This is a genomic window from Vibrio sp. 1641, from assembly GCF_033339995.1.
GTDB lineage: Bacteria > Pseudomonadota > Gammaproteobacteria > Enterobacterales > Vibrionaceae > Vibrio > Vibrio alginolyticus.
The window spans coordinates 218,776-242,285 of sequence record NZ_JAWOVP010000002.1 but is presented as its reverse complement, the minus strand read 5'-3'; the positions used below and the strand labels follow the sequence as shown (position 1 = coordinate 242,285).

The following is a 23,510-nucleotide window of genomic DNA, read 5'->3' as shown; positions in this document are numbered from 1 at the left end:
GAGCGCAACATGAAACAAAGAACAAATAAGCTGTTTGAACCAGCTCAACTGAAAGCGTTGTCACTACAAAACCGCATTGTCATGGCACCAATGACCCGCGCACGCACCACTCAGCCGGGCAACATCCCGAATGAGATGATGGCAACGTATTATCAACAGCGCGCTTCTGCCGGGCTGATCATTTCCGAAGCCACACAAATTTCGGACGATTCTCAAGGCTATTCGTTCACACCTGGCGTTTACACCGATGCGCAAGTGGCGGGCTGGCAAGGTGTGACCCAAGCGGTCAAATTACAAGGCGCAGCGATGTTTTGTCAGCTATGGCATGTGGGCAGAGTGTCTCACCCAACATTCCAAAATGGTGAACAGCCTATCGCACCATCTGCGCTCGCTCCGGTAGAGACGCAAGTTTGGATTGCAGATGAACAAGGCAACGGCAATATGGTCGATTGTGTTGAGCCACGCGCAATGACACAAGCGGATATCAACCGAGTTGTCGGTGATTTCGCGAACGCAGCCAAACGCGCCGTTGAATCGGGTTTTGATGGTGTAGAAATCCACGGCGGGAATGGGTATCTGATCGATCAGTTCTTAAGAACCAACTCAAACCATCGAACAGACAACTACGGCGGTTCACGAGAAAATCGTATCCGTTTTCTTATCGAAGTGGTGGATGCAGTTATCGCCGCTGTTGGTGCGCATCGAGTTGGAGTGAGATTGGCACCATTCATTACGTTTAAAGATATGGACTGCCCAGATATCGTGCCAACGATCCTAGAGGCATCAAAACAGCTACAGGAGCGCGACATTGCCTACTTGCACTTGTCCGAGGCCGATTGGGCCGATGCACCAACGATTCCTGAGACGTTTCGAATCGAACTTAGAAAGCGCTTTCGCAACGCTATTATTGTTGCCGGTCGCTACGATCCTCAACGAGCAAACGAAGTATTAGAGAAAGGTTACGCGGATCTTGTCGCATTCGGACGGCCATTCGTAGCAAACCCAGACTTAGTCTCTCGCTTGCAACATCACCATCCGTTGGCAGAACTCGATGGCTCAACGTTGTTTGGCGGAAACGAACGAGGCTACACCGATTACCCTGCTCTGCAACAGGAATGCGCAGAACAGGCCTAACAAAAAAGCCCCAACCTAGCTGCTACGGTTGGGGCTGTCACCAAACTAAAATTGGTTTTAGCTAGCTTAATCTGGCTAAGAGTTAAATCACTTCTAACGCGCCGCTGCGCCAAGGTTCGATAACGACTTTGATGTGATCATTTGGCGTCATTAACTTTGTAAATGCGTCTTCGACACCATCGATTCCCACTTTGGCGGTGAGCATTTTCTGCCAAGGCAACTTATGTTCGGCAATCGCTTGTAGGCATTGCTCAAACTCGTGCGGTTGGTAGTAGTAAGAGAATCTCAAATCGAGCTCTTTTACCGTCGCGTACGCGTAGTTGATGATTGCAGGTGTAGTATGGATACCCGAGATGACGATTCGCGCTCGGGCAGGGGCGCGGCGCAGAAAATCGTCAATCAAGGTATGCTTGCCCACACACTCATAAATGACCAGACGTGAGTTCATCGCGTACTGCTCACCAACGGCGATCTCGTCTTCCTTGGTCGGGTTGATCAATCGATTTGCGCCAAACTCACTAGCAAGTTGCAGTTTCTCTTCCTGAAGATCGACCGCAAGAATATTGCTCACGCCACGTTGTTTCAGTGCAGCAATCACCGCCAGCCCTATAGGGCCGCAACCGACAACCAGCGCGGTTTCTTCCGTTTCGATTTCACTGCGATTGACCGCGTGCAAACCGACCGCCAGCGGCTCGGTTAACGCCGCCGCCTCAGACGGCATTTCGTCTGGGACAGGCAGCAATAACGCTTCATCAAGCAGGAAGTACTCAGAGTAAGCACCATAAGTACCCGGAGTAACACCAACGCCTGCGCCATTTTGACTGAGCAACATCGGCACAGAGGTGACTCGGCTACCAACGGACAACGTTTGCTGCGTACCGGCACCGTATTCGACAATTTCCGCACAGAACTCGTGCCCTAACATCACTTGAGCGTGCTCACCGGATTCATCAGGCATCAACCCGAGCTGGTGGAATACATCAAATACCTCATCCGCGTGTCGAGTAATGTGAAGGTCGGAGCCACAAATGCCACAGGCAAGGCTGCGAACCAACACTTGTCCCGCTTCGGGTTGAGGGATTTCGACTTGCTGCAGGCGGACTCGGCCATCCTGCATTACAATACTGTTCATCTGTTGCATGGGGTTACTCCGCTAGCTCATCGCTTAGGCCAGCAATCGCACCCGGTTTGATATAGCGCGCAGTGAAGCCTTGCGCTTTGGCAGCGGCAACCACCACTTGCTCAATCCAACCTGCATCCATAATGTTGATGAAGTTACCCTCTTCGTCAAAGTTAATGTTCGCACCTTGGATCACCATAAAGCCATCAGCACCACCCGACTCTTCTGGACAGTGAAAGGTATGAATCGAACCACCTGGCTCATACAAATAACTACCAGCGGTTTGGGCTTGGTCTGGGTATTCAATGTAGTGCCAAGCGCCACTCAGTGTATAGAAATGCACCACACCAGTATGGAAGTGCTTAGGTAAAGTCACGCCCGGCTTGAATTTGGCACGAATCACCCAAGTACCGTTTTCTGGGTCAAGAAACAACGGGTAAACATCCACACCCGGTAACGCGTCTTTGATGAGCGACTCCTCATTGGTATTAAGAGTTAATAAGAAATCTTGGTGCTGAATAACTTCTGGTAATGACATAACTTACATCCTCGCTATTGCTGTAATGTGGCGTACTCGCCTATCCCATAAGTGGGTACTTAAAATTCTCGAAACCGTCAGATGCGCTAATGGTGCAGCCGTTGATACAGTTGGCTTTCTCGCTGACCAGAAACGCCACCACATCAGCAATCTCTTCTGGTTGTGTGAAGTTTTGACGCATCTGTTCTTTGCGGATGTGGTCCCACAGGCCAATCTCTTCGTATTGCCTTAACATCGGAGTATCAACGCGTCCCGGAGCGACAGCGCAAACACGAATACCCAATGGTGCGAGTTCTAATGCGGCGCATTTGGTCATCATATCGACTGCGGCTTTACTGACGTTGTAGGTAAAGGTCATCTCAGACGCCATTCGTGCGTAAACAGAAGAAGTATTGAGGATCACGCCCGGCGTGCCTTGCGCTTGGAATTGTCTTCCAGAGGCAAGAATGCCGTAGTAAACGCCATTTTGGTTGACCTTAGAGATCGGCTCAAAATCGGCAATTGGGTCGTGGTCAAGCAGAGGTTTCGGTGCACCGATGCCCGCGTTGTTAACCATGATGTCAAGCAAGCCAAACTGTTCAACCGCGTACTTCACCATAGCTTCAACTTGTTGGTAATCGGTGACGTCCGCGACAAAGGTTCCCAACTGCTTTGGGTCAAAACTTGTGTACATTTGCAGTGATTGTTCTGAAATATCGACAGCAAGCACTTTGGCTCCTTGCTCTCTCAGCTTTGCAATGATGGCTTGGCCAATTCCACCAGCTGCCCCAGTCACAATGGCCGTTTTATTGATAAGTTCCATACACCTTCTCATCCACGCGTTGTTGTTATCAAAATGTAACCTAGATCAACTCACTGACACTCACTTGACCTTTTGCGAAGTAAATTTGATACATTACGATTTACAACCTGTTAACATTTAAAAATCGAGACATGTATATCGTACGAAGTGGCGCTGCCGATAAATTTGATAGCTTGGTTTCCGAACTGGGGCAGAATCCGGTTGAGATTATGGCTGCCGTCGGGCTGTCTGCGGCGCAGTTTCGCAATCCCGATACGTATCTCGCCTACCCTAGGCTGGCTGAATTGCTGGAGGAAGCGGCTGCTCGTTGTCAGCAACCGCTGTTTGGCGTGTTGCTCGCCGAGCGTCAAAACCTACAGAGCTTGGGAGACTTGCCAATGCTGGTTTCCCGGGCGCAAACGGTCGGTGAAGCCTTGGCGCGGGTGAATGATTTTCTCTATCTGCATTCGTCAGGGGTCACTCTCAACATGACGCCACAAGATGATTGGGTACGGTTGTCGCTCAATATTGATGTGCACAGCGAACGAGGTATCGCACAGCTGATGCAGCTCAGTGTGTCGCATCTGGCGATGTTTATTGCCAGTCTGCTTGATATTGAAGCAAGTCACTTCGCGCTACATTTGACTCAACACGCAACATTGGAAGTAGAAAAAAGCAAGTTTGCCCAGCAGAACAAACTGCGTTTCAGTGATAAGTTTGACGGTATCCTACTTAAAGCGACTCTGCTTAACGCTAAGAACCACCAAGATGAAGACGCACTAGAGCGCCATTTTCAACAGCACCTCAAAGAGCTGCAAACCCGTTACCCCAACAATCTCAGTGACCAAGCAGCAAACATGATTGGCCGTCTGCTCTCAACCGGAGAATGCAGCGTTGAGCGCGTTGCAAGAGCATTGGACCTGCATCCGAGAATGCTGCAAAACAAGCTGAAACAACAGGGCACAAATTATCGGCAGCTTTTACAACAAGTGCGTCAGGATTTCGCCGAACAGCGATTGCATGAGAATATTCAGAGTATTACCGATATCGCGTTGCAACTGGGCTATGCAGAAACTGCGGTCTTCAGCCGCCACTTTCGCCGTTGGACGGGGAAATCGCCGAGACAATGGCGACAAGAAAAAACTCAGTTACAAACGTTTAAGCCCATCAGATAAAAGCATAGATAACCTATCGCTCAGACCAAAAAGTGTGAGGTGGGAGGGTTGGTATCGAGAATTTCAGCAATCACAGATAACCCGTGTTTGATGTAGCCTCGGTTTGTTTCTGCTCCCAAGCTGATTCGCACGTAAGGCATTGGCTGATTAGTATCGAGAACAAACGGTTTATATCCAGTGATCTGCACCCCTGAACGCTTTGCCGAAGCAACCAGGTCATCGCTATTCCACTGCTCGGGTAGTCTCAACCAAATGTGCTGTCCATTCGGGTGCGAGCTATAAACATGCCCTTCTAAAGCGGCTTTTGCTATTCGCTGTCGCTTAGCAAACTCATTGACTTGAAAGCGAATAAGTCGATTTAACGTACCGTTTTCGATCCACAAATGAGCGACTTCAAATGGTAATGGAGTCGCAGACCAACTCGTTGCCGCTAAACGACCAATCGCGTGCTGCAAAAAATGACGTGGGACCGTCAGATAGCCAGTGCGCATGCCTGGCGCTACAACTTTGGTTAAACTGGTGACATAGAAAGCTTGTTCGGGTAACAATGTGGCAAGGGGTGGGACACGGTTAGGTTCTAGTGCTCCATACACGTCATCTTCAATTACATAGATGTCGTATTGCTGCGCAATATTCGCTATCGCCTCTCGGCGTGCAACATCCATATGCGCACTAGTCGGGTTAGCCATGCTCGGTGTGCAACACAATACCTTGATTGGTTTGTGTTTACATGCCCATTCAAATGCATCCGGCGTTATACCAAACTCATCCATTTCAAGTGGTTGCAACTTAAATCCAAGCATTCTCGAGCGAGAGATCAAGCCATGATCAACCAAGTGACCACAAGCAACTACATCACCGTGTTCAACAACGGTGCTTAAAGCCAACGTTAAACCATGGCATGCACCATTTGTGAGTAATATTTGATCGGCACCTACATCCAGCCCTTGGCTACTTAGAAATCGTGCTCCTGACTCAATATGATGAGGCTGACCTGTTACCGGCTTTGCTTTACTGATCAAACCACGATTGTTTGTTTGCCCAGCAATCTCCATTAACGCCTGATTAAAAAGCGTAATGTGGCGATCGGTCACCACTGGATGTGCAATCGACATATCAATTTCATCCGGCGTTTCTTTCATCTCTTGTGTCAGCATGAACTCCGTGTCCGTACTTTCATCCACAAAACCTGATTTGACAAAAGTACCATTCCCAACCCAAGACTCGATCGCCCCTTTTTTCTCTGCATAACCATATGCATGGCTCACCGTTTGTACGCTGACGCCAATTTGCTCTGCAAACTCACGATGTGTGGGTAATCGAGTCCCCGGTTTTAGATAACCACTGCGGACACATTCGACAAGATAGTTACCAATGGAGATGTATTTAGCGGTGCCTGGCCGAATGATCGGGTTCAAAGAAATTGTCATGACACAATATTTTAATTGATTCATTTTTAACGCTCATTGTAACTTCCATTTAACAAATGGCGAACTTTAACTCACAAAACGAGGTGAAATGCACAAAAATAAACCACAATTGTAATGATTGACATGAAATGTATGGGTTAAACAAACATGTTAAACAGCATCGTTCAATCCAAATACAACCCCAGAGGTAAATTGCAATCATTTTTAACGCAGATCTGGCTAGCTGGTAGAAGGTAGAAATACCTCAGCGTCTCCGAAGGCCCATAAGGCGTCGGATTTCTAACAAGGAGAAAATATGAGAGGCGTTGCTTTGCATTTTACACTGGATGAGTTCCAGGATCGGTTAACGAAAGTTCGGCAATCGATGGAAGAAAGAGAATTGGATGTCCTTATCATTCATGACCCTTCTAACATGGCGTGGCTGACAGGCTATGATGGGTGGTCTTTTTACGTGCCACAATGTGTCGTTGTTGGTCCATCTGATGAACCCGTTTGGTTTGGACGCTGCCAAGATGCCAACGGAGCATACAGGACTGCGTATATGTCGGCAGAAAACATCACCTACTATCCAGACCATTATGTAATGAATCCGCCGCTACACCCGATGGATTTCCTGGTCGAAGCCGTACTGGCTCCGCGCCTTTGGGATCGTGGTCGTATCGGTGTAGAAAAAGATAACTATTACTTTAGCGCCACCGCTTACGAATCACTCACTACGCACCTACCGAATGCTCAACTTCTCGATGCAACCGGACTAGTCAACTGGTGCCGCGCCGTTAAATCCGATCAAGAACTGGCATACATGTACCGTGCCGCTCGCATTGTTGAAAATATGCACCGCGTCGCGTTCGACATGATTGAACCAGGATTACCGAAACACCACCTTGTTGCCGAGATTAACCGCCAAGCCGTGCTCGGGCATGAAGACCACTTTGGCGATTACACCGCGATTGTGCCGCTTTTGCCATCAGGTTCTGATGCTTCCGCACCTCACCTGACTTGGGATGACAGACCCTTCAAGAAAGGCGAAGGGACGTTTTTTGAAATTGCAGGGGCGCACCGCCGTTACCATTGTCCACTCTCACGCACTATTTTTCTTGGCGAGCCTGACGACAAGTTCAAACGAGCCGACGAAGCCCTAACTTTAGGACTTGAAGCAGGCCTAAAAGTGGCAAAGCCCGGAAATACCTGCGCCGACATCGCCAATGCACTAAACCAGGTTCTCGATAAAGCGGGATTCTCACGCGAAGGTGCCCGTTGTGGCTATCCAATAGGTTTGAGCTACCCGCCAGATTGGGGGGAACGAACCATGAGTTTGCGAGACACCGATAAAACCATCTTGAGAGAAGGCATGACATTCCATTTTATGCCGGGGCTGTGGTTCAAAGATTGGGGGTTAGAAACAACGGAAAGTATCGTCATTACCCATGATGGAGCAAAAACATTGTGTGACTTTCCACGCCACTTATTTGTTAAACACTAATTTTTCAAACCTTAAGCTCTGTTGAGCCAGGTCTGAGAACTAAAAGGACTTGATATGCAAAAAAGCTCGATCACAGCCACCATAGACTTTGACCGAGAAGGTGTACAGCACGGCTTTTTAACGCTGCCCTATTCACATGACGACTCCGCTTGGGGCAGTATTATGATACCTATCACCGTGATCAAAAATGGTCACGGACCAACCGCACTGCTTACTGGCGGTAATCACGGAGACGAATACGAAGGCATCACCAGCCTGCTAAAATTGACGAACTCGCTTCAGGCAGATCAAATCCAAGGTCGTGTCATTATTGTACCCATGATGAACTTACCTGCGGTACAAAATGCCTCACGTACGTCGTTTATCGATAAAGGGAATTTAAATCGCAGCTTTCCCGGCAACCCCATAGGCACAGTGACCGAGAAAATTGCGGATTATTTTACTCGTTACCTAGTTCCTAAGTGCGATTTTGCGTTAGACATTCACTCAGGTGGTAAAACGTTAGATATCGTTCCGTTCGCCGCTGCCCATCGTCTCGACAATCTCGATCAAGAAGAAGCCTGCATATTAGGTGCAAAACTGTTTGGCGCACCTTACACCATGATCTTGCTCGAAATGGACGCCACCAGCCTGTATGACACTGCCGTGGAGTCTCAGGGAAAAATCTTTGTTACCACCGAACTAAGAGGAGGCGGAACCAGCACTCCAGAAACCATCGCTTATTCCGACCGTGGCATTCGCAACTTCTTACGCTTCTCAGGCAACTTGCCCGGTGACTACGAACAACCAACCCAACCAACTAAGTTATTAGATATGCCTGATGCAAGTTGTTATGTGCAAAGCCAGCACCACGGCATCACAGAATACTTATTTGATCTTGGCGATACCGTCAAAAAGGGAGATGTATTAGTGAGAATCTTCTCGACCGAGCGCACAGGTACCGCCCCCGTTGAGTACAAGTCACAGCGCAATGGTATTTTCGCGGCGCGTCGTTTTCCTGCTATGGTGAATATCGGTGACACTATCGCAGTTATAGCCGAAGACTGCGGCGAGATAGGCTGATTGAAAAGCCAACTAAAGAAATCAAAACAAATGGCATACCAGAAGCAAACTGGAAAGCACCTTATAACAGCGACCAGTCATCAGCCTTTATGAAATGATTAGTATTCAACAGGGAGACTCATAATGCGCCTCGATCGCTACGACGTAAAAATTCTACAAATACTTCATGATAATGGTCGTATCACCAAATCTCACCTTGCCGAGGCCATCAACCTATCCGTGAGCCCTTGCTGGGAGCGCGTCAAAAAACTGGAAGAAGCAGGCATCATTGAAGGCTACGGAGCAAAAGTAAATACCGATATTTTGTTCAAACGAACGTCAGTTATGGTTGAAGTTACGCTCAAAGAACACAACGCCCAAGCGTTCAAACGCTTCGAGCAACTGGTTCAACATTCACCAGAAGTCACTGATTGCTATGCCACGGGCGGTGGTGTCGATTACATCCTTAAAATTCAGTCAGAAGATATCGACCAATATCAGCGGCTTATCGACAACTGGTTAGACTCAGATGTGGGCATTGAGCGCTACTTTACTTACATTGTGACAAAAACAATCAAACGTGATGCGGGCACATTCGAAGTAAACCAAAACGCTTTGTTATAAAAGGGAAAATGCGCATCAGGCGTTAACAGAAAAAACACCATATTTAACGGCACTAAAAAGAAAGTTCTGACGTTTTAAACCTCGGTATCAGAAATTATTTCGGTCACTTCTCCATTACAGTTTCATTATGGACAACGATGCTGGGAGAAGGACTCATGACAGCACTGCACAGCTTACACGCTGAAGAATTAAAAGCCTCGCACGACATGATGGCGATAATGAAAGACGTACGTTTGGTGAGAGGTTTAGCGTACGTGAATGGCAAATGGGTAAGTGGTGATCAATTTCATCCGGTGGATAATCCAGCAGATGGCACGGTCATCGGTTACATCACTAAGCTATCTCAGCAACAACTCTATCAAGCGATTGATGAAGCCGACCAAGCCTTTCGTCAATGGCGAAAAATGCAAGCAGAAGAGCGCGCTGAAATTCTCATGCGTTGGCACGACCTGATTCTAGAATCAAAGCAAGATCTTGCTCATTTGATGGTGATGGAGCAAGGAAAAACACTAGGTGATGCTGTAGGTGAGATTGACTACGGCGCATCCTTTGTTCGTTGGTTTGCCGAAGAAGCACGCCGCTGTTATGGCGAAACCATCCCAAGTCATATTCCGAATGCGCAGCTATCAACGGTGCGCGAGCCAATTGGTGTCGCAGCACTGATTACGCCATGGAACTTTCCTAATGCCATGATCACACGCAAAGCCGCAGCCGCACTAGCAATAGGCTGTCCGGTGCTCATTAAGCCCGCCAGTGAAACGCCTTTTTCTGCGTTAGCGTTGGCAGAGTTAGCAGACCGAGCTGGCTTTCCACCTGGTGTATTTAACGTGATCACTGGCGATGCGGTGATGGTGTCACAAACCTTGTGTCACTCCGATAAAGTCAAAGCGCTCTCGTTCACAGGCTCAACTCGAGTAGGCAAACTGTTGCTACGCGACGCGGCACAAACCGTGAAGAAGTGCAGTATGGAGCTCGGTGGTAACGCTCCTTTCATCGTGCTGCCAGATATGGATGTCGAGCAAGCAGCCAAAGCCGCCGTGGATGCGAAGTTTCAAACCGCAGGACAAGACTGCTTGGCCGCAAACCGTGTTTTCGTCCCTGACGATAAGTACGAAGCGTTTTTGGAAGCGTTTGCCAAAGAAATGAGCCACATCGTTTTGGGCAATGGTTTAGACGAAAAAACCACCATGGGACCACTTATTAATCGCACTGCGGTGGATAAAGCGCATGATTTGGTGCGTGACGCGCTCGACAAAGGCGCACGATTGGTAGCGGGATACCACCAGCCCGTACCAGGCGAAAACTTCTTCGCGCCGACATTGCTAGCCGATGTCACCCCTGAAATGGCGGTGTATCGCGAAGAGAATTTTTGTCCTGTGGCAGGCGTATTGCCTTACCAAGACTTAGATACCGTGATTGAAATGAGCAACGACACTGAATACGGCTTAGCTGCCTATGTTTATGGTCACGATATCCACCAAATTTGGCACTGCATGCGCGGTTTGGAGTTTGGCATGGTGAGCGTGAACTCCGTCAAAATGACAGGGCACCCTATCCCATTCGGCGGCGTGAAACAGTCTGGTCTTGGACGAGAAGGAAGCCGTCACGGATTTGAAGAATACAGCGAAATCAAATACTGCTGCTTAGGCGCTTTACCAACCGTCAGTGGCAGTTGAGACACGAAATATGGATATCCAATTATTCGAGGAGAAGGATCATGAGTAACAAAACCCAACAACTTTTAGAGATCGATCGTCAGAGAGTATTTCATGCCTCAACCCACCTGAAGCAGTATGCGGCCGGGGAGCTTCCGGGAAGAATGATCTCGAGCGGAAGCGGAATACGCATCACCGATTCAGAAGGCATCGAGCTGATAGACGGCTTTGCCGGGTTGTATTGTGTAAACATTGGCTATGGCAGGACCGAAATGGCCGATGCGATTTATGAGCAAGCCAAAGAACTGGCGTACTACCACACGTACGTCGGTCATACGAACGAAGCGCTCGTGACACTGTCAGATCGCATCATCAAAATGGCGCCTGAAGGCATGAGCAAAGTTTACTACGGCATGTCAGGCAGCGACGCGAACGAAACTCAACTTAAGTTGGTATGGTATTACAACAATGCTCGTGGTCTACCAGAGAAGAAAAAAATCATTTCGCGTAACCGCGGCTACCATGGTTCAAGTATCGCGTCCGGTTCAATGACAGGTTTGCCGCTGTTCCACGCCCATTTTGATTTACCACTTGAGCGTATCAAACACACCATCGCGCCATATTATTATCGCCGTGAAGACGAGAGTATGTCTGAGCTAGAATTCTCTCAATATTGCGCAGATCAACTCGAAGCGATGATCTTGGAAGAAGGCCCAGAAACGGTAGCAGCAATGATTGCAGAACCAGTGCTCGGTACTGGCGGTATTGTGCCACCACCAGCATGGTACTGGCAGGCGATTCGCAAAGTGCTCGACAAATACGATGTGCTCTTGATTGCGGATGAAGTGGTGTGTGGCTTTGGTCGCCTCGGCTCCGATTTTGGCTCACTGCACTACGACATGAAACCAGATCTCATCACGGTAGCGAAAGGGTTAACCTCAGCGTATCAACCGCTGTCTGGCGTGATCGTCGGTGAACGAGTTTGGAGTGTGCTAGAAAACGGCACCGACCAATGGGGCGCTATCGGACACGGTTATACCTACTCTGGTCACCCAATGGGAGCGGCAGCCGCGAACTGCAACCTCGATATCATTGAACGTGAAGGCTTGGTAAAAAACGCGGCCGAAGTCGGCGCTTACTTGCAGCAACGCATGGCGGAGACGTTTAACGATCATCCATTAGTCGGTGATACTCGTGGCGTTGGCTTGTTGCATGCGTTGGAGTTTTCTTCAGACAAGCTTCGCCGAGCACACTTTGATCCAAACTTGAAAGTAGGCCCGCAAATCGCGGCGGCCTGTTTAGAGCAAGGCTTAATCGCTCGCGCTATGCCACATGGTGACATCCTCGGTTTTGCTCCACCGCTTATCGCGAATCGCAACGATATAGACACCATTGTCGACAAAGCGCATCAAGCGGTAAACAAAGTGATGGATAACCTCGTCACATCTAAACAGTGGCAGCCATAACCCACCTAGATTTCAGTAATGCTCGCGGGCTTTGGAGAAGGCCCGCTTTGCACTTTCCATTAAAGAGATAACAAGCCAACCAAACATTTTAGACCCATAGAAAGCACTATTATTTACTACAAGTGGCAATAGTGGGTAAAATGCCCAAAATTGCGCACTAACTGGATAAAACATGGCAAAACTTACCCTTCAAGAACAAATGCTGAAAGCTGGCTTAGTTAATGAAAAGAAACTAAAGAAAGCGAAGAAAGGCTCTAAAAAATCACGCGTTCAAGCACGCGAAGTAAAAGCGGCGGTTGAAGAGAATAAACGCCAACAGTTAGAGCGTGATAAACAATTGAGCGAGCAGCAAAATGCTGAGCGATTAAACAAAGAGATCAAAGCGCAGATCAATCAATTGATTGAGATGAACAAGATCGACTTAAAAGATGGCGACATCAAATACAACTTCACTCACGGTACGCTAGTGAAATCACTTTATGTAGATTCACTTATCCGCGAGCAGTTGATCAAAGGTATTTTGGCAATCGCAATTTTTGGTGAAAGCTATGTTGTCATTCCACGTGGAGTAGCGAATAAAATTGCTCAACGTGATGAGTCCGTCATCATCGAACAAAAAGAACCTGAATCGGACATTCCAGCAGAAGACGATCCATACGCAGATTTCGTCGTGCCTGACGATTTGATGTGGTAACAATAAATAATCGATGCATCAACGAAAAGAGCCGCTGATGTAACATCAGCGGCTCTTTTTATAGAAAAATAATCTACGGAGATGATGTGTTGTTATTGCTTACTTAGTAGCAAATTCGCACCTGATGCGGCTAAAAACAACGAACATCCGCGATTGAAACGTTTCGCCATTTTTGGATTTGAAAACCAGTGCCTCAAGTACAAACCAAAGATGGCATAGATTGAAATGGCGACCATTTCTAATATCAAAAACGTCGAGCCAAGGGCAAAAAACTGCTCTTGAACGTTGGCATTGGCATCAACAAATTGCGGCAAGAATGCAGTAAAAATAAGTATCGCTTTCGGGTTGCCAGCAGCAAGCGTAAATTCTTGCTTCGCAAGTCCTGCGTAATTGCGCGAATTGTCCAAGTCAGAGATCGGGCTGGACTCTGAACGCCAAAGGTTAAACGCAATCCACAGTAGATACAGCGCTCCTACCAACTTTATTGCCAAAAATAGCATTTCTGACGTATACAAAATCACAGCCAGACCTGATGCAGACAACGCAATCATCGCTGAAAAAGCAGCAATTCTGCCTAAACTGGCCGTAAACGCGGCCCTAAAGCCGTAACAACGCGCATTATTCATTGCCAATAAATTGTTTGGGCCTGGAGCCATATTTAGAGCGAAGCAAGCAGGAATAAAAAGGAGAAGCTGCCAAATATCCATAATAAAATGGTCTTAGTGAGTGATTTTGATCGGTACCCTAACATCTGTTAATAAAGTGAGTAAACCACAAACCGATCTTAAAGCAACTCAGCATCAAATCGTGCCGTGCGAGCTTGAACTAACGTGCAGTTCGTTTCAGCCATCAGCTCCGCTAGGGTGATGTTTGGGTTTTGTCTCACCAAACGTATCAACTTCACGTCCAAAGGTTCCAATTTGTCTTGGTGAGCAAGTAGAGCTTGTTCGATCTTGTTGATCGCAAATCGCATCGTCTCTGCTTCTTCGTTTTTGAGATGCTCTAAAAACGCTTTTACATCCAAAGCCTCGCCCGAGATTTGCCAGTGACGAGATCGTCTAATTCGCTTAAGATCGCACTGTTTTTCTGCTGCGAGTGTTTTCGCTCGCTTGGCATGGTCGCCCCCAATACGGTGAATCAAGGATGGGAGCGAAATCGTAATCTTCGTCTCTTTCATGGCTTTTTCTTTCATCGCCTTAGCCCTCAACCACCGACACATTCTCGCCAACCCAAGCCAACAACTGTTTTGCCGCTTTGGACAACACCTGATTTTGACGCACGATGTAGCCGAAATCAGTGTTTGGAAAACTTGGCAAAGGCGTAACTTCACGAGAAAGCTTTAATCTCGGATCGAGCGAGAAATCCGGCACAATAGCAGTCCCAAATCCCGCTTCCGCCCAGTCGATTTGTGCTTCCACACTGCCCACTTCCATCACGCGATGCTTAGGCAGATTTAGCTCAGGTAAAGACGCATCAATCAGCTCTCGGGTTCGAGTATCGTGCCCTAGCAGGATCAGCGTCTGGCTCTCTTTTCGATTGTCTTGCCACTCAAAAATGTTATCGCCAAACGCACACCAGTGAATCTGCGTGAGAGGCGTAAAATGCAGCGGTTGACTCTCTTTTTGTGCGATAACAAAGCCGATATCGGCACGCGCACTTTTCACCAAATCCACCGCTTGAGAAGATGTGGTATTGAACAATGCCAAGTCGATCCCCGGATATTCACTTTTGAATTGCTGAAATGGTTTGATAAGCAGTAAACGTGAAACAATATCGCTCGCCGCAATAGAAAGCGTCCCCTGCGTAAGATCGTTGATGGCATTGAGATCCGACTGACAAATTTGCAGCTCATTGAGCATCCGCTGCGCCGTAGCTAACAAACGCTTCCCCGCTTGCGTCAAATGCACAGGATTTCGCTCAATCAATTTCGTGCGCGTGGCTTGCTCCAACTGCTTGATATGCAAACTTACGTTCGGCTGTGTCATGTGGAGTTCCATCGCTGTTTTACCAAAGTGTTTTACCTCTGCAAGAGTTACGAAGGTTCGCAGCCAGTTCAAATCTAACATTGCCAATTCCGATATGAGATTCTTATCAAGTTAATGAGTATAATTAATTTCTCTTATTATGGCGAACACCTTAAGATTTTTGCATCTGTTTTTGGAGATTAAATTATGTCGTCTATCGTTGTTGTGGGTGCAAACTGGGGTGATGAAGGCAAAGGCCGCATCGTTGACTTTTTGGCAGAGCAAGCTTCTGCGAGCATTCGTTTCCAAGGTGGTAACAACGCGGGTCACACCGTGGTTAACGATCTAGGTACGTTTAAGCTGCACCAGCTACCAAGTGGCGTATTCAACCCAGACTGTTTGGCAGTGTTAGGTCCGGGTATGGTTATCAGCCCTGCGTTGCTGTCTCAGGAGATTGCGGAAGTTGAAGAAGCAGGCGTAAAAGTGAATATGTGCATCTCAGATCGCGCAACACTGTGTCTACCTCTACACGCACTAGAAGATACGCTAGAAGAACAACGTTTAGGCGACAAAGCATACGGTTCAACTCGTCAAGGTATTGCACCTGCGTACGGTGACCGCGTAATGAAGAAAGGCATCCTAGTTGGTTGGTTGAAGCAACCAGAAGTATTGGTTGAACGCCTTCAATTCATGATGGATTGGAAACTGCCGCAACTGCGTGCACTTTACCCGACGTTCGAGTTTGAACAAACTGCTGAAGAACTGGCGAACTGGCTGCTAGAAGTGTCTGCACCTTGGCGCGATTCAATTTGCAACGTAACGCTTCCTCTAAAAGAACTACAAGCGAAAGACAAAACTCTATTGTTCGAAGCGCAGCTTGGCGCGGGTCGTGACCTTGTTTACGGTGAGTACCCTTGGACAACATCTTCTAACGTTGTATCAATGTACGCGGGTATCGGTAGTGGCCTTCCGGCACTTCGTCCTGAACGCGTTATTGCGGTTGCAAAAGCCTTCAGCTCATCAGTGGGTACTGGTACGTTGATCACTGCAATGGAAGAGCAAGACGCTTTCCGCGAACTTGCTGGCGAGTTCGGTGCAACTACGGGTCGTCCACGCGACATGGGCTACTTCGACGCAGTCGCTACGAAGAATGGCGTTGAACTGCAAGCCGCAACTGAAATTGCACTAACGAAAGTAGACTGTTTGACTGGCCTTAACGATCTGAAAATCTGTGTTGGCTACGAAGGCGACCACAGCGAAAACCCAATCTGGCCTCAAACTGCCTCTCTTGCGCCAATCTACGAGAAGATGGAAAGCTGGAGCGAGGACATCACAGGTTGTCGTAAGTTTGAAGAGCTTCCAGTAGCAGCACAGAAATACGTTCTACGCATTGAGGAACTCATGGGCGTACCAGTAAAAATGGTGTCTGTGGGTCCTGGTCGTGAACAAATGATTATGCGATAAGATGTGAATTAACACATCATTGGCAAGCGGCTTTTATCTGTTCCGGGGTAAAGCCGCTTTTTTTTACACTGTAAACTTTGGAAAATTACACGGCTAAATTCATATTTAGTAACCTCATCACGAGACTCCTACCGCCTTTATTTATAAATCAATAAATTATAGGGCTTAACACGTTGTGCACGTTACTAGCACATCTCACTTGTTAAAGAAGCACGTCAATTAGGTTAACTGGTTGATTTGATATTCTTTAAGTGATTAGTTGATCACGATCTTCATCTGCAATTTGTTGAACTAGTACTCAAAAAATCTAACCCGCTGTTTTTAGGATAGATGAGTTCCCCAACATCCAACCTAACAGCAGGTGATTCCCATGACGAAAAATCTTTTCCGCCTCAGTACGATAACTCTCGGTTTATGCATCAGTTCGTTCTCTTTTGCGCAATCCGATCTTCCGAACATTAAAATTCTTGCCACTGGCGGCACCATAGCAGGCGCAGGTCAATCTGCAACAGAGTCAAACTACACAGCAGGTAAAGTCGGCGTTGAATCATTGATTTCTGCGGTGCCGAGTATGACCAAGATTGCCGATATTTCTGGAGAGCAAGTGGTCAGTATCGGTTCACAAGATATGAATGATGAAGTGTGGCTAAAATTATCGAAAAGAGTTAATGAGCTACTCGCTCAAGATGATGTTGACGGCATCGTCATTACTCATGGTACGGATACGTTAGAGGAAACCGCTTACTTCCTTGATCTGACCGTCAAGAGCAAAAAGCCTGTCGTGATCGTTGGTGCAATGCGTCCTTCCACCGCAATGAGTGCTGATGGACCAGTCAACTTATACAATGCAGTCGTAACAGCCACCGATGAAGATTCAGAAGGACGTGGCGTGCTAGTCGCAATGAATGACACGATTTTCGATGCGCGAGATGTGACAAAAACCAATACAACCTCCGTCAGCACTTTCCAGTCACCCAACTTTGGTGCTATCGGCTACATTCATAATAGCGATGCCAAATATCAACGAAGCCCAGAGCGTAAACATACGACAGAAACCCCATTCGATGTATCAAAGCTTACTAAGTTGCCTAAGGTCGGTATTGTTTATAACTATGCAAATGCCTCCAATTTGCCAGTGAAAGCCTTTGTGGATGCGAAGTTTGACGGCATCGTAAGTGCTGGTGTCGGTAATGGTAACTTGTACCACACTGTGTTTGATGAGCTAGAGAAAGCGAGTAAAGATGGCGTTGTTGTTGTAAGAAGCTCCCGAACGCCTAGCGGCTCAACCACTTTGGATGCTGAAATTGATGACGAAAAATACGGCTTTGTTGCCGCTGGTACATTGAACCCACAAAAAGCACGTATCTTACTGATGCTGTCACTGACTCAGACCAAAAACTATCAAGACATCCAAAAGATGTTCCAATACTATTAATTCTGTCTAAGGTTCATTCGATAGAGGAGGTACACACCTTACCTCCTCTTACACATAGCGACATGAGCGTCTCTTGTTAGCCAAACAAGCGACGCTTCATTCCTGCTTTTTCCAGAATACGCGTAGTAATTTCCTCAACAGACAGAGAGGACGTATTGATATATGGGATCGCCTCTCTTCTAAACAACGCCTCAACAGTGTCTAGCTCCAGCTTGCACTGCTCTGTGCTAGCGTAATCACTTCCAGACAAACGATTTTCACGGATTTCAGTCAAGCGCTCGGGATCGATAGTCAGCCCAAACAACTTATGACGATGGATCTCAAACTCAGGCAACAAACGCATCATCTTCACATCTTCCGCAATGAACGGATAGTTCACAACACGTAAACCAAATTGCATCGCCATGTACAAGCTAGTCGGCGTTTTTCCGCTGCGCGATACTCCCAGCAGGATAATATCGGCTTGTTCCAACCCTTTTAGCGTGATGCCATCATCATGCGCCAATGTGTATTCAATAGCCGCAATACGGTCAAAATAGGTGTCGGAATCTTTCCCCACACTGCGAGAACGCTGCAACTTAGGCTTTGGTGCCATCTGAATGTCGTCTTGCACTTTCTGCACAATACTCTCCAAAACATCGTAACTGTATGCCGGCGCTTCAAGCAGCATTTCACGTACTTCTGGAACGACAATTGAGAAAAAGACCAGAGGTTTGACGCCATTGCGCTGGTAGGAAGTTTCAATTTCTTTGACTACGTCAGTAGCTTTGTCCTGGCTTTCTACAAACGGAAAGGTTTTTTCGTTAGGAATGAACGGAAATTGACCGAGAACAACATGCCCTAATGTCTCACATGTTATCGCCGTACCGTCAGAAACATAGAATACATCACGACTTTGGTTATTTATTTGCATTTCTGTTTAATTTTTCAAAATCTTTTGAGTAGGATGGTACACATAATATTAATAAATCAGTTTGGCTTTCAGTTAGGTTCACCACAGCTTTAAAAATTCTTTTGAATTTTTTTCAGCCAGAACGTAATCGTTTGCCTTTGATATCAATCTAAATGAAGCAATGTATGGTCAACGTGTAATAACAGCCAACATGCGATTGTTTAGATCGATTTAAGTCCCCCTACTAAGCTGCAATGTTTCTGGAGAAAGACATGCAAAAGAACACCCTCTGGTTCAATGGCCTATCCATGGATGATGTCGACAAAGTCGGCGGTAAGAATGCTTCACTTGGCGAAATGGTTTCTAACCTAGCAAACGCAGGCGTTTCTGTACCAAATGGTTTTGCGACAACCTCATACGCGTTTAACCAATTCCTTGACCACGAAGGTTTGGATGAGCGTATTCACCAATTACTCGATGAACTAGACGTTGAAGATGTAGAAGCTCTGCGTAAGACAGGTGCAAACATTCGTCAATGGGTATTAGAGGCCCCTTTCCCTGCGGACCTTGAACAAGAAATTCGTGAAAACTACCAAGAACTGATCGAAGGCAATCCTGAGCTTTCAGTCGCAGTTCGTTCATCTGCTACGGCAGAAGACCTACCTGATGCTTCTTTTGCTGGTCAGCAAGAAACGTTTTTGAACGTGAAAGGCATCGACGCAGTACTAGAAGCAACTAAGCACGTTTACGCTTCTCTATTTAACGACCGTGCGATTTCTTACCGCGTTCACCAAGGGTTCGACCACCGTGGCATCTCGCTATCTGCGGGTATCCAACGTATGGTGCGTTCAGATAAAGCCTCGTCGGGTGTTATGTTTACACTAGACACTGAATCGGGTTTCGACCAAGTTGTCTTCATCACCTCTTCATGGGGTCTAGGCGAGATGGTCGTTCAAGGTGCAGTAAACCCTGACGAGTTCTACGTTCACAAGCCAATGCTTGAAGCAGGCGAACACCCAATCGTTAAGAAAACATTTGGTTCTAAGTTGATCAAAATGATCTACTCAGATAACCAAGAAATCGGCAAACAAGTTGATATCGTTGATACTTCTGATGAAGAGCGCAACACGTTCTCATTGAACGACGACGAGATCAAAGAGCTCGCAAAACAAGCAATGATCATCGAAAAGCACTATCAGCGTCCAATGGACATTGAATGGGCAAAAGATGGCATTGATGGCAAGCTGTACATTGTTCAAGCGCGTCCTGAAACCGTATGTTCACAAACGGAACAAAACGTGATTGAGCGCTACGAGCTACAAAACAAAGCGGATGTTTTGGTTGAAGGTCGTGCAATCGGTCAGCGCATCGGTAAAGGCGTGGTTCGCTTGGTTGACTCTCTGGACCAAATGTCTTTAGTCCAAGAAGGTGACGTGCTAGTTACAGACATGACTGACCCAGATTGGGAACCAGTGATGAAAAAAGCATCTGCAATCGTAACCAACCGTGGTGGCCGTACTTGCCACGCTGCCATCATCGCTCGTGAGCTTGGTATTCCTGCAATCGTTGGCTGTGGCGATGCGACAAGCAAGTTAACCGATGGCGCAACCGTGACCGTATCTTGTTCAGAAGGTGAAACGGGCTACGTTTACCAAGGTGAACTTGAGTTTGACGTAAAACGCTCTTCTGTTGATGAACTGCCACTGCTACCAACAAAAGTGATGATGAACGTGGGTAACCCTGATCGCGCGTTTGACTTCGCACAAATTCCAAATGAAGGTGTTGGTCTTGCTCGTCTTGAATTCATCATCAATAAGATGATTGGTATCCACCCGAAAGCATTACTTAACTTTGATGCACAAAGCGATGAGCTAAAAGCAGAAATCACTCAGCGTATTCGTGGTTACAAAGATCCTATCGATTTCTACGTAAGCAAGCTGACAGAAGGTATCGCAACCATTGCTGCGGCATTTTGGCCGAAACGCGTTATTGTTCGTATGTCTGACTTTAAGTCTAACGAATACAGCAACTTGGTTGGCGGTAAAGCATACGAACCGCATGAAGAAAACCCAATGCTTGGCTTCCGTGGTGCGTCTCGTTACATTTCTCCAGTGTTTGAAGATTGCTTCGAGTTAGAAACTCAAGCTATCAAGCGCGTTCGTAACGAAATGGGTCTGAAAAACGTTGAAATCATGATCCCATTCGTGCGTACACCAAGCGAAGCTGCATCAGTGATTGATTTGCTAGCGAAGTTTGATCTGCGCCGTGGCGACCAAGGTCTTAAAGTCATCATGATGTGTGAACTGCCATCCAACGCCTTGCTTGCTGACGAGTTCTTGAAGTACTTTGATGGTTTCTCGATTGGCTCAAACGACATGACTCAGCTAACGCTTGGACTTGATCGTGACTCTGGCGATGTTGCACATCTATTTGATGAGCGCAACCCAGCGGTTAAGGTGATGCTTCAGATGGCGATTGATGCGGCAACAAAAGCAGGCAAATACGTTGGTATTTGTGGTCAAGGCCCATCAGACCACGACGACCTAGCGGAATGGCTAATGGATCAAGGTATTAGCTCTGTATCACTAAACCCAGATACGGTTATCGATACTTGGTTAAAACTCGGTAAAGTTAGCAGCAAGTAACACACGATAAACTCTAGCCCTCACACTCCCCTTGTGAGGGCTTTGTTATTCACACGTCATTTCACAATCAGTTCGTGATTCCTCTCTCAAGTTCGTCATTTAGTCAATTTCATTATCAAAGTCTGATGACCTAAAATGAATGGTATATCGATAACTCCAGAGAGAATTTGATGAAAAAGCCTATCGCACTCCTTACTACATTGATGCTCCTGGCATCCCCTGCTTATGCCGATTGGGATGAAATTTCCAATAAAATGTCTGAGCTTGGCGACGCAGTTTCTGATACTGCCCAAGATGCTTGGGACGACACCAAAGCGTTTTCAAAACAAGCGTGGCAAGATTTCACGAATTGGTCCGAGGAAGCGATCAATACCGCAGGCGAATGGACAGAAGCCAGCATCGAGAAGAGCAAAGAATGGATAGATGCTGCCGACAAAAAAATTGATGAGCTGATGGAAGGCGATACGCCAGAAGAAGCTCGCCAAGCCGTGGACTTAATGGCAGATAGCGCTTTGCTCAAGTTATTTAATGAAAAGCCGGAGGCAAAAGCTATTTACGACAACGCGTACGGCTACGCGGTCTTTGATTCTCGTAAATTATCTTTGCTGTTTCACACCAACTCAGGGTCAGGAGTCGCAGTGAATAAGGAAACAGAAGAACGCACTTATATGAATATGTTTGGTTTGGGCGTTGCACTTGGGGCTGGCGGCAAATTTTACCAACAAGTGGTTCTGTTTGAGAGCAAAGAAGATTTTGATACGTTCGTCAACGAAGGATGGGAGGCCACAAGTGAAGCCTCTGCTGTTGCGGGCGAAGATTCAGAGCAACTTTCAAAACAATTTAACAGCGGCGTCGCCGTCTATCAGTTGAACGCTAAAGGTTTACTCATCGATGCTAACGTGTCTGGTTCTAAATATTGGGTTAACGAAGAGCTCACTAACTCGCAGTAATGCATAGCAACTAATCGCTTAAATAAAACCGTTGTTATGCACCCTTATCAATAAGTTAACGTGGATATGATTCCTCAAAACTGAGCACTTACGCAACTTTCTCTATGGAAGTCACCAGAAGATGGCGACTTCCCTTTCTCGTTGGATTGCTTTTGGTTATGCTTGCGCAAAACCACCTGCAATTCGGTATCCCATGCCTGACAATAACTTTAATAATCTGCTAGCAGAAGCAATTTCTGCTCTTAACACGCCTAACTTTACTCCTAAACTTATGCGTGTCATTCGCACTCTTTTTCATTTTGATTGCGCAGTTATTTTAGGTTACCGAGAAGGTAAACATCCTATTTATCTCTACGACTCAATTGAGAACGAGCGAGAGTTACTTTTTCAACGCTACCTTACTGACTCATTTCAAAATGACCCTTTTTTTCTCAAACTACACGAGACAAAGCAACAAGGCGTATTTACGCTCAAAGACGTGGCGCGTAAAGGCGTTGACTTCACCTCATACTGCGAGCAGTTCTATCATCAAACAGGGTGGAAAGACGAGCTTAGCATGCTAGTCGAAGTTGAATCTGGCCGTTGGGTCATGCTGTACTTCGGATATATGACTGATGGAAAATACTTTTCTCAGCAACAAATCAATAAGCTAAAGCCCTATTTCCCGATAATTCAGTCGCTTTGTCAGCAGCATTGGAAACAAACGGAATTTACCTTTTCTGAGCCTGCTTTTGCACAGAGTGCTTATTCTGGCAGTATGCGATTAGCCATTGAGCAAGCTTTAGCAACGTTTGGCGTAGAATCACTCACTCGTCGCGAGCAAGAGGTGGCTTCACTTCTCGCTCAAGGGTTTGACACCAAAGAAATTGCCGCGCGGTTACACTTAGTGCAAGGCACAGTCAAAAATCATCGAAAACGCATTTACTCGCAGTTAAATGTGTCTTCATTGAGTGAGTTATTCCAGCTTTTCCTCAATCACCTTATTCTCCATTCAAGATAAAAAACTGTCCCTTAAGGGA

General features: G+C 46.8%; 21 protein-coding genes. 13 read left to right on the top strand and 8 right to left on the bottom strand.

Annotated features, from left to right (window positions below):
• The first annotated feature begins 9 nt into the window (after window positions 1–9).
• The gene (locus tag R7Z47_RS05125) at window positions 10–1,134 is read left to right on the top strand and encodes an alkene reductase (RefSeq protein WP_213901421.1); all 1,125 of its coding nucleotides are present in this window, start codon (window positions 10–12) and stop codon (window positions 1,132–1,134) included.
• Window positions 1,135–1,216: 82 nt separating this feature from the next.
• On the opposite strand, the gene R7Z47_RS05120 is transcribed toward R7Z47_RS05125, so the two are convergent.
• From R7Z47_RS05120 to R7Z47_RS05110, 3 genes are read right to left on the bottom strand one after another with little or no spacing between them, the layout of a single operon-like run.
• On the bottom strand, window positions 1,217–2,275 hold the full coding sequence (locus tag R7Z47_RS05120) for a zinc-binding dehydrogenase (protein ID WP_213901420.1): 1,059 nt from the start codon (window positions 2,273–2,275) through the stop codon (window positions 1,217–1,219).
• Window positions 2,276–2,279: 4 nt separating this feature from the next.
• On the bottom strand, window positions 2,280–2,792 hold the full coding sequence (locus R7Z47_RS05115; protein ID WP_132937007.1) for a 2,4'-dihydroxyacetophenone dioxygenase family protein: 513 nt from the start codon (window positions 2,790–2,792) through the stop codon (window positions 2,280–2,282).
• Window positions 2,793–2,832: 40 nt separating this feature from the next.
• Entirely contained in the window at window positions 2,833–3,594 is a 762-nt protein-coding gene (locus R7Z47_RS05110) for an SDR family NAD(P)-dependent oxidoreductase (RefSeq protein WP_132937006.1), read from the bottom strand.
• 131 nt (window positions 3,595–3,725) lie between these two features.
• Here R7Z47_RS05110 and R7Z47_RS05105 point away from each other — a divergent pair, with 131 nt between their 5' ends.
• Entirely contained in the window at window positions 3,726–4,748 is a 1,023-nt protein-coding gene (locus R7Z47_RS05105; RefSeq protein ID WP_132937005.1) for an AraC family transcriptional regulator, read from the top strand.
• 20 nt (window positions 4,749–4,768) lie between these two features.
• On the opposite strand, the gene R7Z47_RS05100 is transcribed toward R7Z47_RS05105, so the two are convergent.
• Window positions 4,769–6,202: a PLP-dependent aminotransferase family protein gene (locus R7Z47_RS05100; RefSeq protein WP_081248204.1), complete on the bottom strand. Its 1,434-nt coding sequence runs from the start codon at window positions 6,200–6,202 to the stop codon at window positions 4,769–4,771.
• Window positions 6,203–6,473: 271 nt separating this feature from the next.
• On the opposite strand from R7Z47_RS05100, the gene doeA reads away from it, so the two are divergent.
• The 6 genes from doeA to R7Z47_RS05070 all read left to right on the top strand — a co-directional run bounded on the left by doeA (window position 6,474) and on the right by R7Z47_RS05070 (window position 13,141).
• Complete coding sequence (gene doeA / locus R7Z47_RS05095) at window positions 6,474–7,661, top strand: ectoine hydrolase DoeA (RefSeq protein WP_005373780.1); 1,188 nt, start codon at window positions 6,474–6,476, stop codon at window positions 7,659–7,661.
• 54 nt (window positions 7,662–7,715) lie between these two features.
• Complete coding sequence (gene doeB, locus R7Z47_RS05090; protein ID WP_005373782.1) at window positions 7,716–8,723, top strand: N(2)-acetyl-L-2,4-diaminobutanoate deacetylase DoeB; 1,008 nt, start codon at window positions 7,716–7,718, stop codon at window positions 8,721–8,723.
• Between the two features lie 123 nt (window positions 8,724–8,846).
• Window positions 8,847–9,326 (top strand): Lrp/AsnC family transcriptional regulator, encoded by a 480-nt coding sequence (locus R7Z47_RS05085; RefSeq protein WP_005373784.1) that lies wholly within the window; start codon window positions 8,847–8,849, stop codon window positions 9,324–9,326.
• A gap of 155 nt (window positions 9,327–9,481) precedes the next feature.
• A complete protein-coding gene (locus R7Z47_RS05080; RefSeq protein WP_182039511.1) occupies window positions 9,482–11,002 on the top strand; it encodes an NAD-dependent succinate-semialdehyde dehydrogenase in 1,521 nt (506 codons plus the stop codon).
• 41 nt (window positions 11,003–11,043) lie between these two features.
• Window positions 11,044–12,447 (top strand): aspartate aminotransferase family protein, encoded by a 1,404-nt coding sequence (locus R7Z47_RS05075; protein ID WP_318129878.1) that lies wholly within the window; start codon window positions 11,044–11,046, stop codon window positions 12,445–12,447.
• A 172-nt stretch (window positions 12,448–12,619) separates the two neighbouring features.
• Window positions 12,620–13,141 (top strand): DUF2058 domain-containing protein, encoded by a 522-nt coding sequence (locus R7Z47_RS05070; RefSeq protein ID WP_033906326.1) that lies wholly within the window; start codon window positions 12,620–12,622, stop codon window positions 13,139–13,141.
• A gap of 92 nt (window positions 13,142–13,233) precedes the next feature.
• Here R7Z47_RS05070 and R7Z47_RS05065 read toward each other — a convergent pair whose 3' ends face one another.
• The 3 genes from R7Z47_RS05065 to R7Z47_RS05055 all read right to left on the bottom strand — a co-directional run bounded on the left by R7Z47_RS05065 (window position 13,234) and on the right by R7Z47_RS05055 (window position 15,207).
• Window positions 13,234–13,848, bottom strand: coding sequence for a LysE family translocator (locus R7Z47_RS05065; protein ID WP_017633575.1), 615 nt, complete (start codon window positions 13,846–13,848; stop codon window positions 13,234–13,236).
• 77 nt (window positions 13,849–13,925) lie between these two features.
• The gene (locus R7Z47_RS05060; RefSeq protein ID WP_017819813.1) at window positions 13,926–14,318 is read right to left on the bottom strand and encodes a ribosome recycling factor family protein; all 393 of its coding nucleotides are present in this window, start codon (window positions 14,316–14,318) and stop codon (window positions 13,926–13,928) included.
• A 19-nt stretch (window positions 14,319–14,337) separates the two neighbouring features.
• A complete protein-coding gene (locus R7Z47_RS05055) occupies window positions 14,338–15,207 on the bottom strand; it encodes a LysR family transcriptional regulator (protein WP_053349316.1) in 870 nt (289 codons plus the stop codon).
• Window positions 15,208–15,312: 105 nt separating this feature from the next.
• Here R7Z47_RS05055 and R7Z47_RS05050 point away from each other — a divergent pair, with 105 nt between their 5' ends.
• On the top strand, window positions 15,313–16,569 hold the full coding sequence (locus R7Z47_RS05050) for an adenylosuccinate synthase (protein WP_005373814.1): 1,257 nt from the start codon (window positions 15,313–15,315) through the stop codon (window positions 16,567–16,569).
• 370 nt (window positions 16,570–16,939) lie between these two features.
• Entirely contained in the window at window positions 16,940–18,004 is a 1,065-nt protein-coding gene (ansB, locus tag R7Z47_RS05045; RefSeq protein ID WP_104976260.1) for an L-asparaginase 2, read from the top strand.
• 76 nt (window positions 18,005–18,080) lie between these two features.
• Here ansB and R7Z47_RS05040 read toward each other — a convergent pair whose 3' ends face one another.
• Window positions 18,081–18,917, bottom strand: coding sequence for a pyruvate, water dikinase regulatory protein (locus R7Z47_RS05040; protein WP_005373820.1), 837 nt, complete (start codon window positions 18,915–18,917; stop codon window positions 18,081–18,083).
• A 251-nt stretch (window positions 18,918–19,168) separates the two neighbouring features.
• Between R7Z47_RS05040 and ppsA the strand changes: the two genes are divergently transcribed.
• The 3 genes from ppsA to R7Z47_RS05025 all read left to right on the top strand — a co-directional run bounded on the left by ppsA (window position 19,169) and on the right by R7Z47_RS05025 (window position 23,491).
• Window positions 19,169–21,541 carry a phosphoenolpyruvate synthase gene (ppsA, locus tag R7Z47_RS05035; protein WP_262606702.1) on the top strand — a complete coding sequence of 791 codons (2,373 nt, stop codon included), beginning with the start codon at window positions 19,169–19,171 and terminating at the stop codon, window positions 21,539–21,541.
• Between the two features lie 170 nt (window positions 21,542–21,711).
• Window positions 21,712–22,491 (top strand): hypothetical protein, encoded by a 780-nt coding sequence (locus R7Z47_RS05030; protein ID WP_005373824.1) that lies wholly within the window; start codon window positions 21,712–21,714, stop codon window positions 22,489–22,491.
• Window positions 22,492–22,684: 193 nt separating this feature from the next.
• Entirely contained in the window at window positions 22,685–23,491 is an 807-nt protein-coding gene (locus R7Z47_RS05025) for a helix-turn-helix transcriptional regulator (protein WP_318129945.1), read from the top strand.
• Window positions 23,492–23,510: the final 19 nt, after the last annotated feature.

Bases quoted from the DNA above. Each gene is read 5' to 3' on its own strand.
- R7Z47_RS05065 (WP_017633575.1), bottom strand. From the start codon at position 13,848: ATGGATATTTGGCAGCTTCTCCTTTTTATTCCTGCTTGCTTCGCTCTA.
- R7Z47_RS05100 (WP_081248204.1), bottom strand. From the start codon at position 6,202: ATGAATCAATTAAAATATTGTGTCATGACAATTTCTTTGAACCCGATC.
- R7Z47_RS05125 (WP_213901421.1), top strand. From the start codon at position 10: ATGAAACAAAGAACAAATAAGCTGTTTGAACCAGCTCAACTGAAAGCG.
- R7Z47_RS05025 (WP_318129945.1), top strand. From the start codon at position 22,685: ATGCCTGACAATAACTTTAATAATCTGCTAGCAGAAGCAATTTCTGCT.
- R7Z47_RS05055 (WP_053349316.1), bottom strand. From the start codon at position 15,207: ATGTTAGATTTGAACTGGCTGCGAACCTTCGTAACTCTTGCAGAGGTA.
- ppsA (WP_262606702.1), top strand. From the start codon at position 19,169: ATGCAAAAGAACACCCTCTGGTTCAATGGCCTATCCATGGATGATGTC.
- R7Z47_RS05040 (WP_005373820.1), bottom strand. From the start codon at position 18,917: ATGCAAATAAATAACCAAAGTCGTGATGTATTCTATGTTTCTGACGGT.
- R7Z47_RS05110 (WP_132937006.1), bottom strand. From the start codon at position 3,594: ATGGAACTTATCAATAAAACGGCCATTGTGACTGGGGCAGCTGGTGGA.
- R7Z47_RS05030 (WP_005373824.1), top strand. From the start codon at position 21,712: ATGAAAAAGCCTATCGCACTCCTTACTACATTGATGCTCCTGGCATCC.
- R7Z47_RS05050 (WP_005373814.1), top strand. From the start codon at position 15,313: ATGTCGTCTATCGTTGTTGTGGGTGCAAACTGGGGTGATGAAGGCAAA.
- R7Z47_RS05115 (WP_132937007.1), bottom strand. From the start codon at position 2,792: ATGTCATTACCAGAAGTTATTCAGCACCAAGATTTCTTATTAACTCTT.
- R7Z47_RS05070 (WP_033906326.1), top strand. From the start codon at position 12,620: ATGGCAAAACTTACCCTTCAAGAACAAATGCTGAAAGCTGGCTTAGTT.
- R7Z47_RS05075 (WP_318129878.1), top strand. From the start codon at position 11,044: ATGAGTAACAAAACCCAACAACTTTTAGAGATCGATCGTCAGAGAGTA.
- ansB (WP_104976260.1), top strand. From the start codon at position 16,940: ATGACGAAAAATCTTTTCCGCCTCAGTACGATAACTCTCGGTTTATGC.
- R7Z47_RS05105 (WP_132937005.1), top strand. From the start codon at position 3,726: ATGTATATCGTACGAAGTGGCGCTGCCGATAAATTTGATAGCTTGGTT.
- doeB (WP_005373782.1), top strand. From the start codon at position 7,716: ATGCAAAAAAGCTCGATCACAGCCACCATAGACTTTGACCGAGAAGGT.
- doeA (WP_005373780.1), top strand. From the start codon at position 6,474: ATGAGAGGCGTTGCTTTGCATTTTACACTGGATGAGTTCCAGGATCGG.
- R7Z47_RS05060 (WP_017819813.1), bottom strand. From the start codon at position 14,318: ATGAAAGAGACGAAGATTACGATTTCGCTCCCATCCTTGATTCACCGT.
- R7Z47_RS05085 (WP_005373784.1), top strand. From the start codon at position 8,847: ATGCGCCTCGATCGCTACGACGTAAAAATTCTACAAATACTTCATGAT.
- R7Z47_RS05120 (WP_213901420.1), bottom strand. From the start codon at position 2,275: ATGCAACAGATGAACAGTATTGTAATGCAGGATGGCCGAGTCCGCCTG.
- R7Z47_RS05080 (WP_182039511.1), top strand. From the start codon at position 9,482: ATGACAGCACTGCACAGCTTACACGCTGAAGAATTAAAAGCCTCGCAC.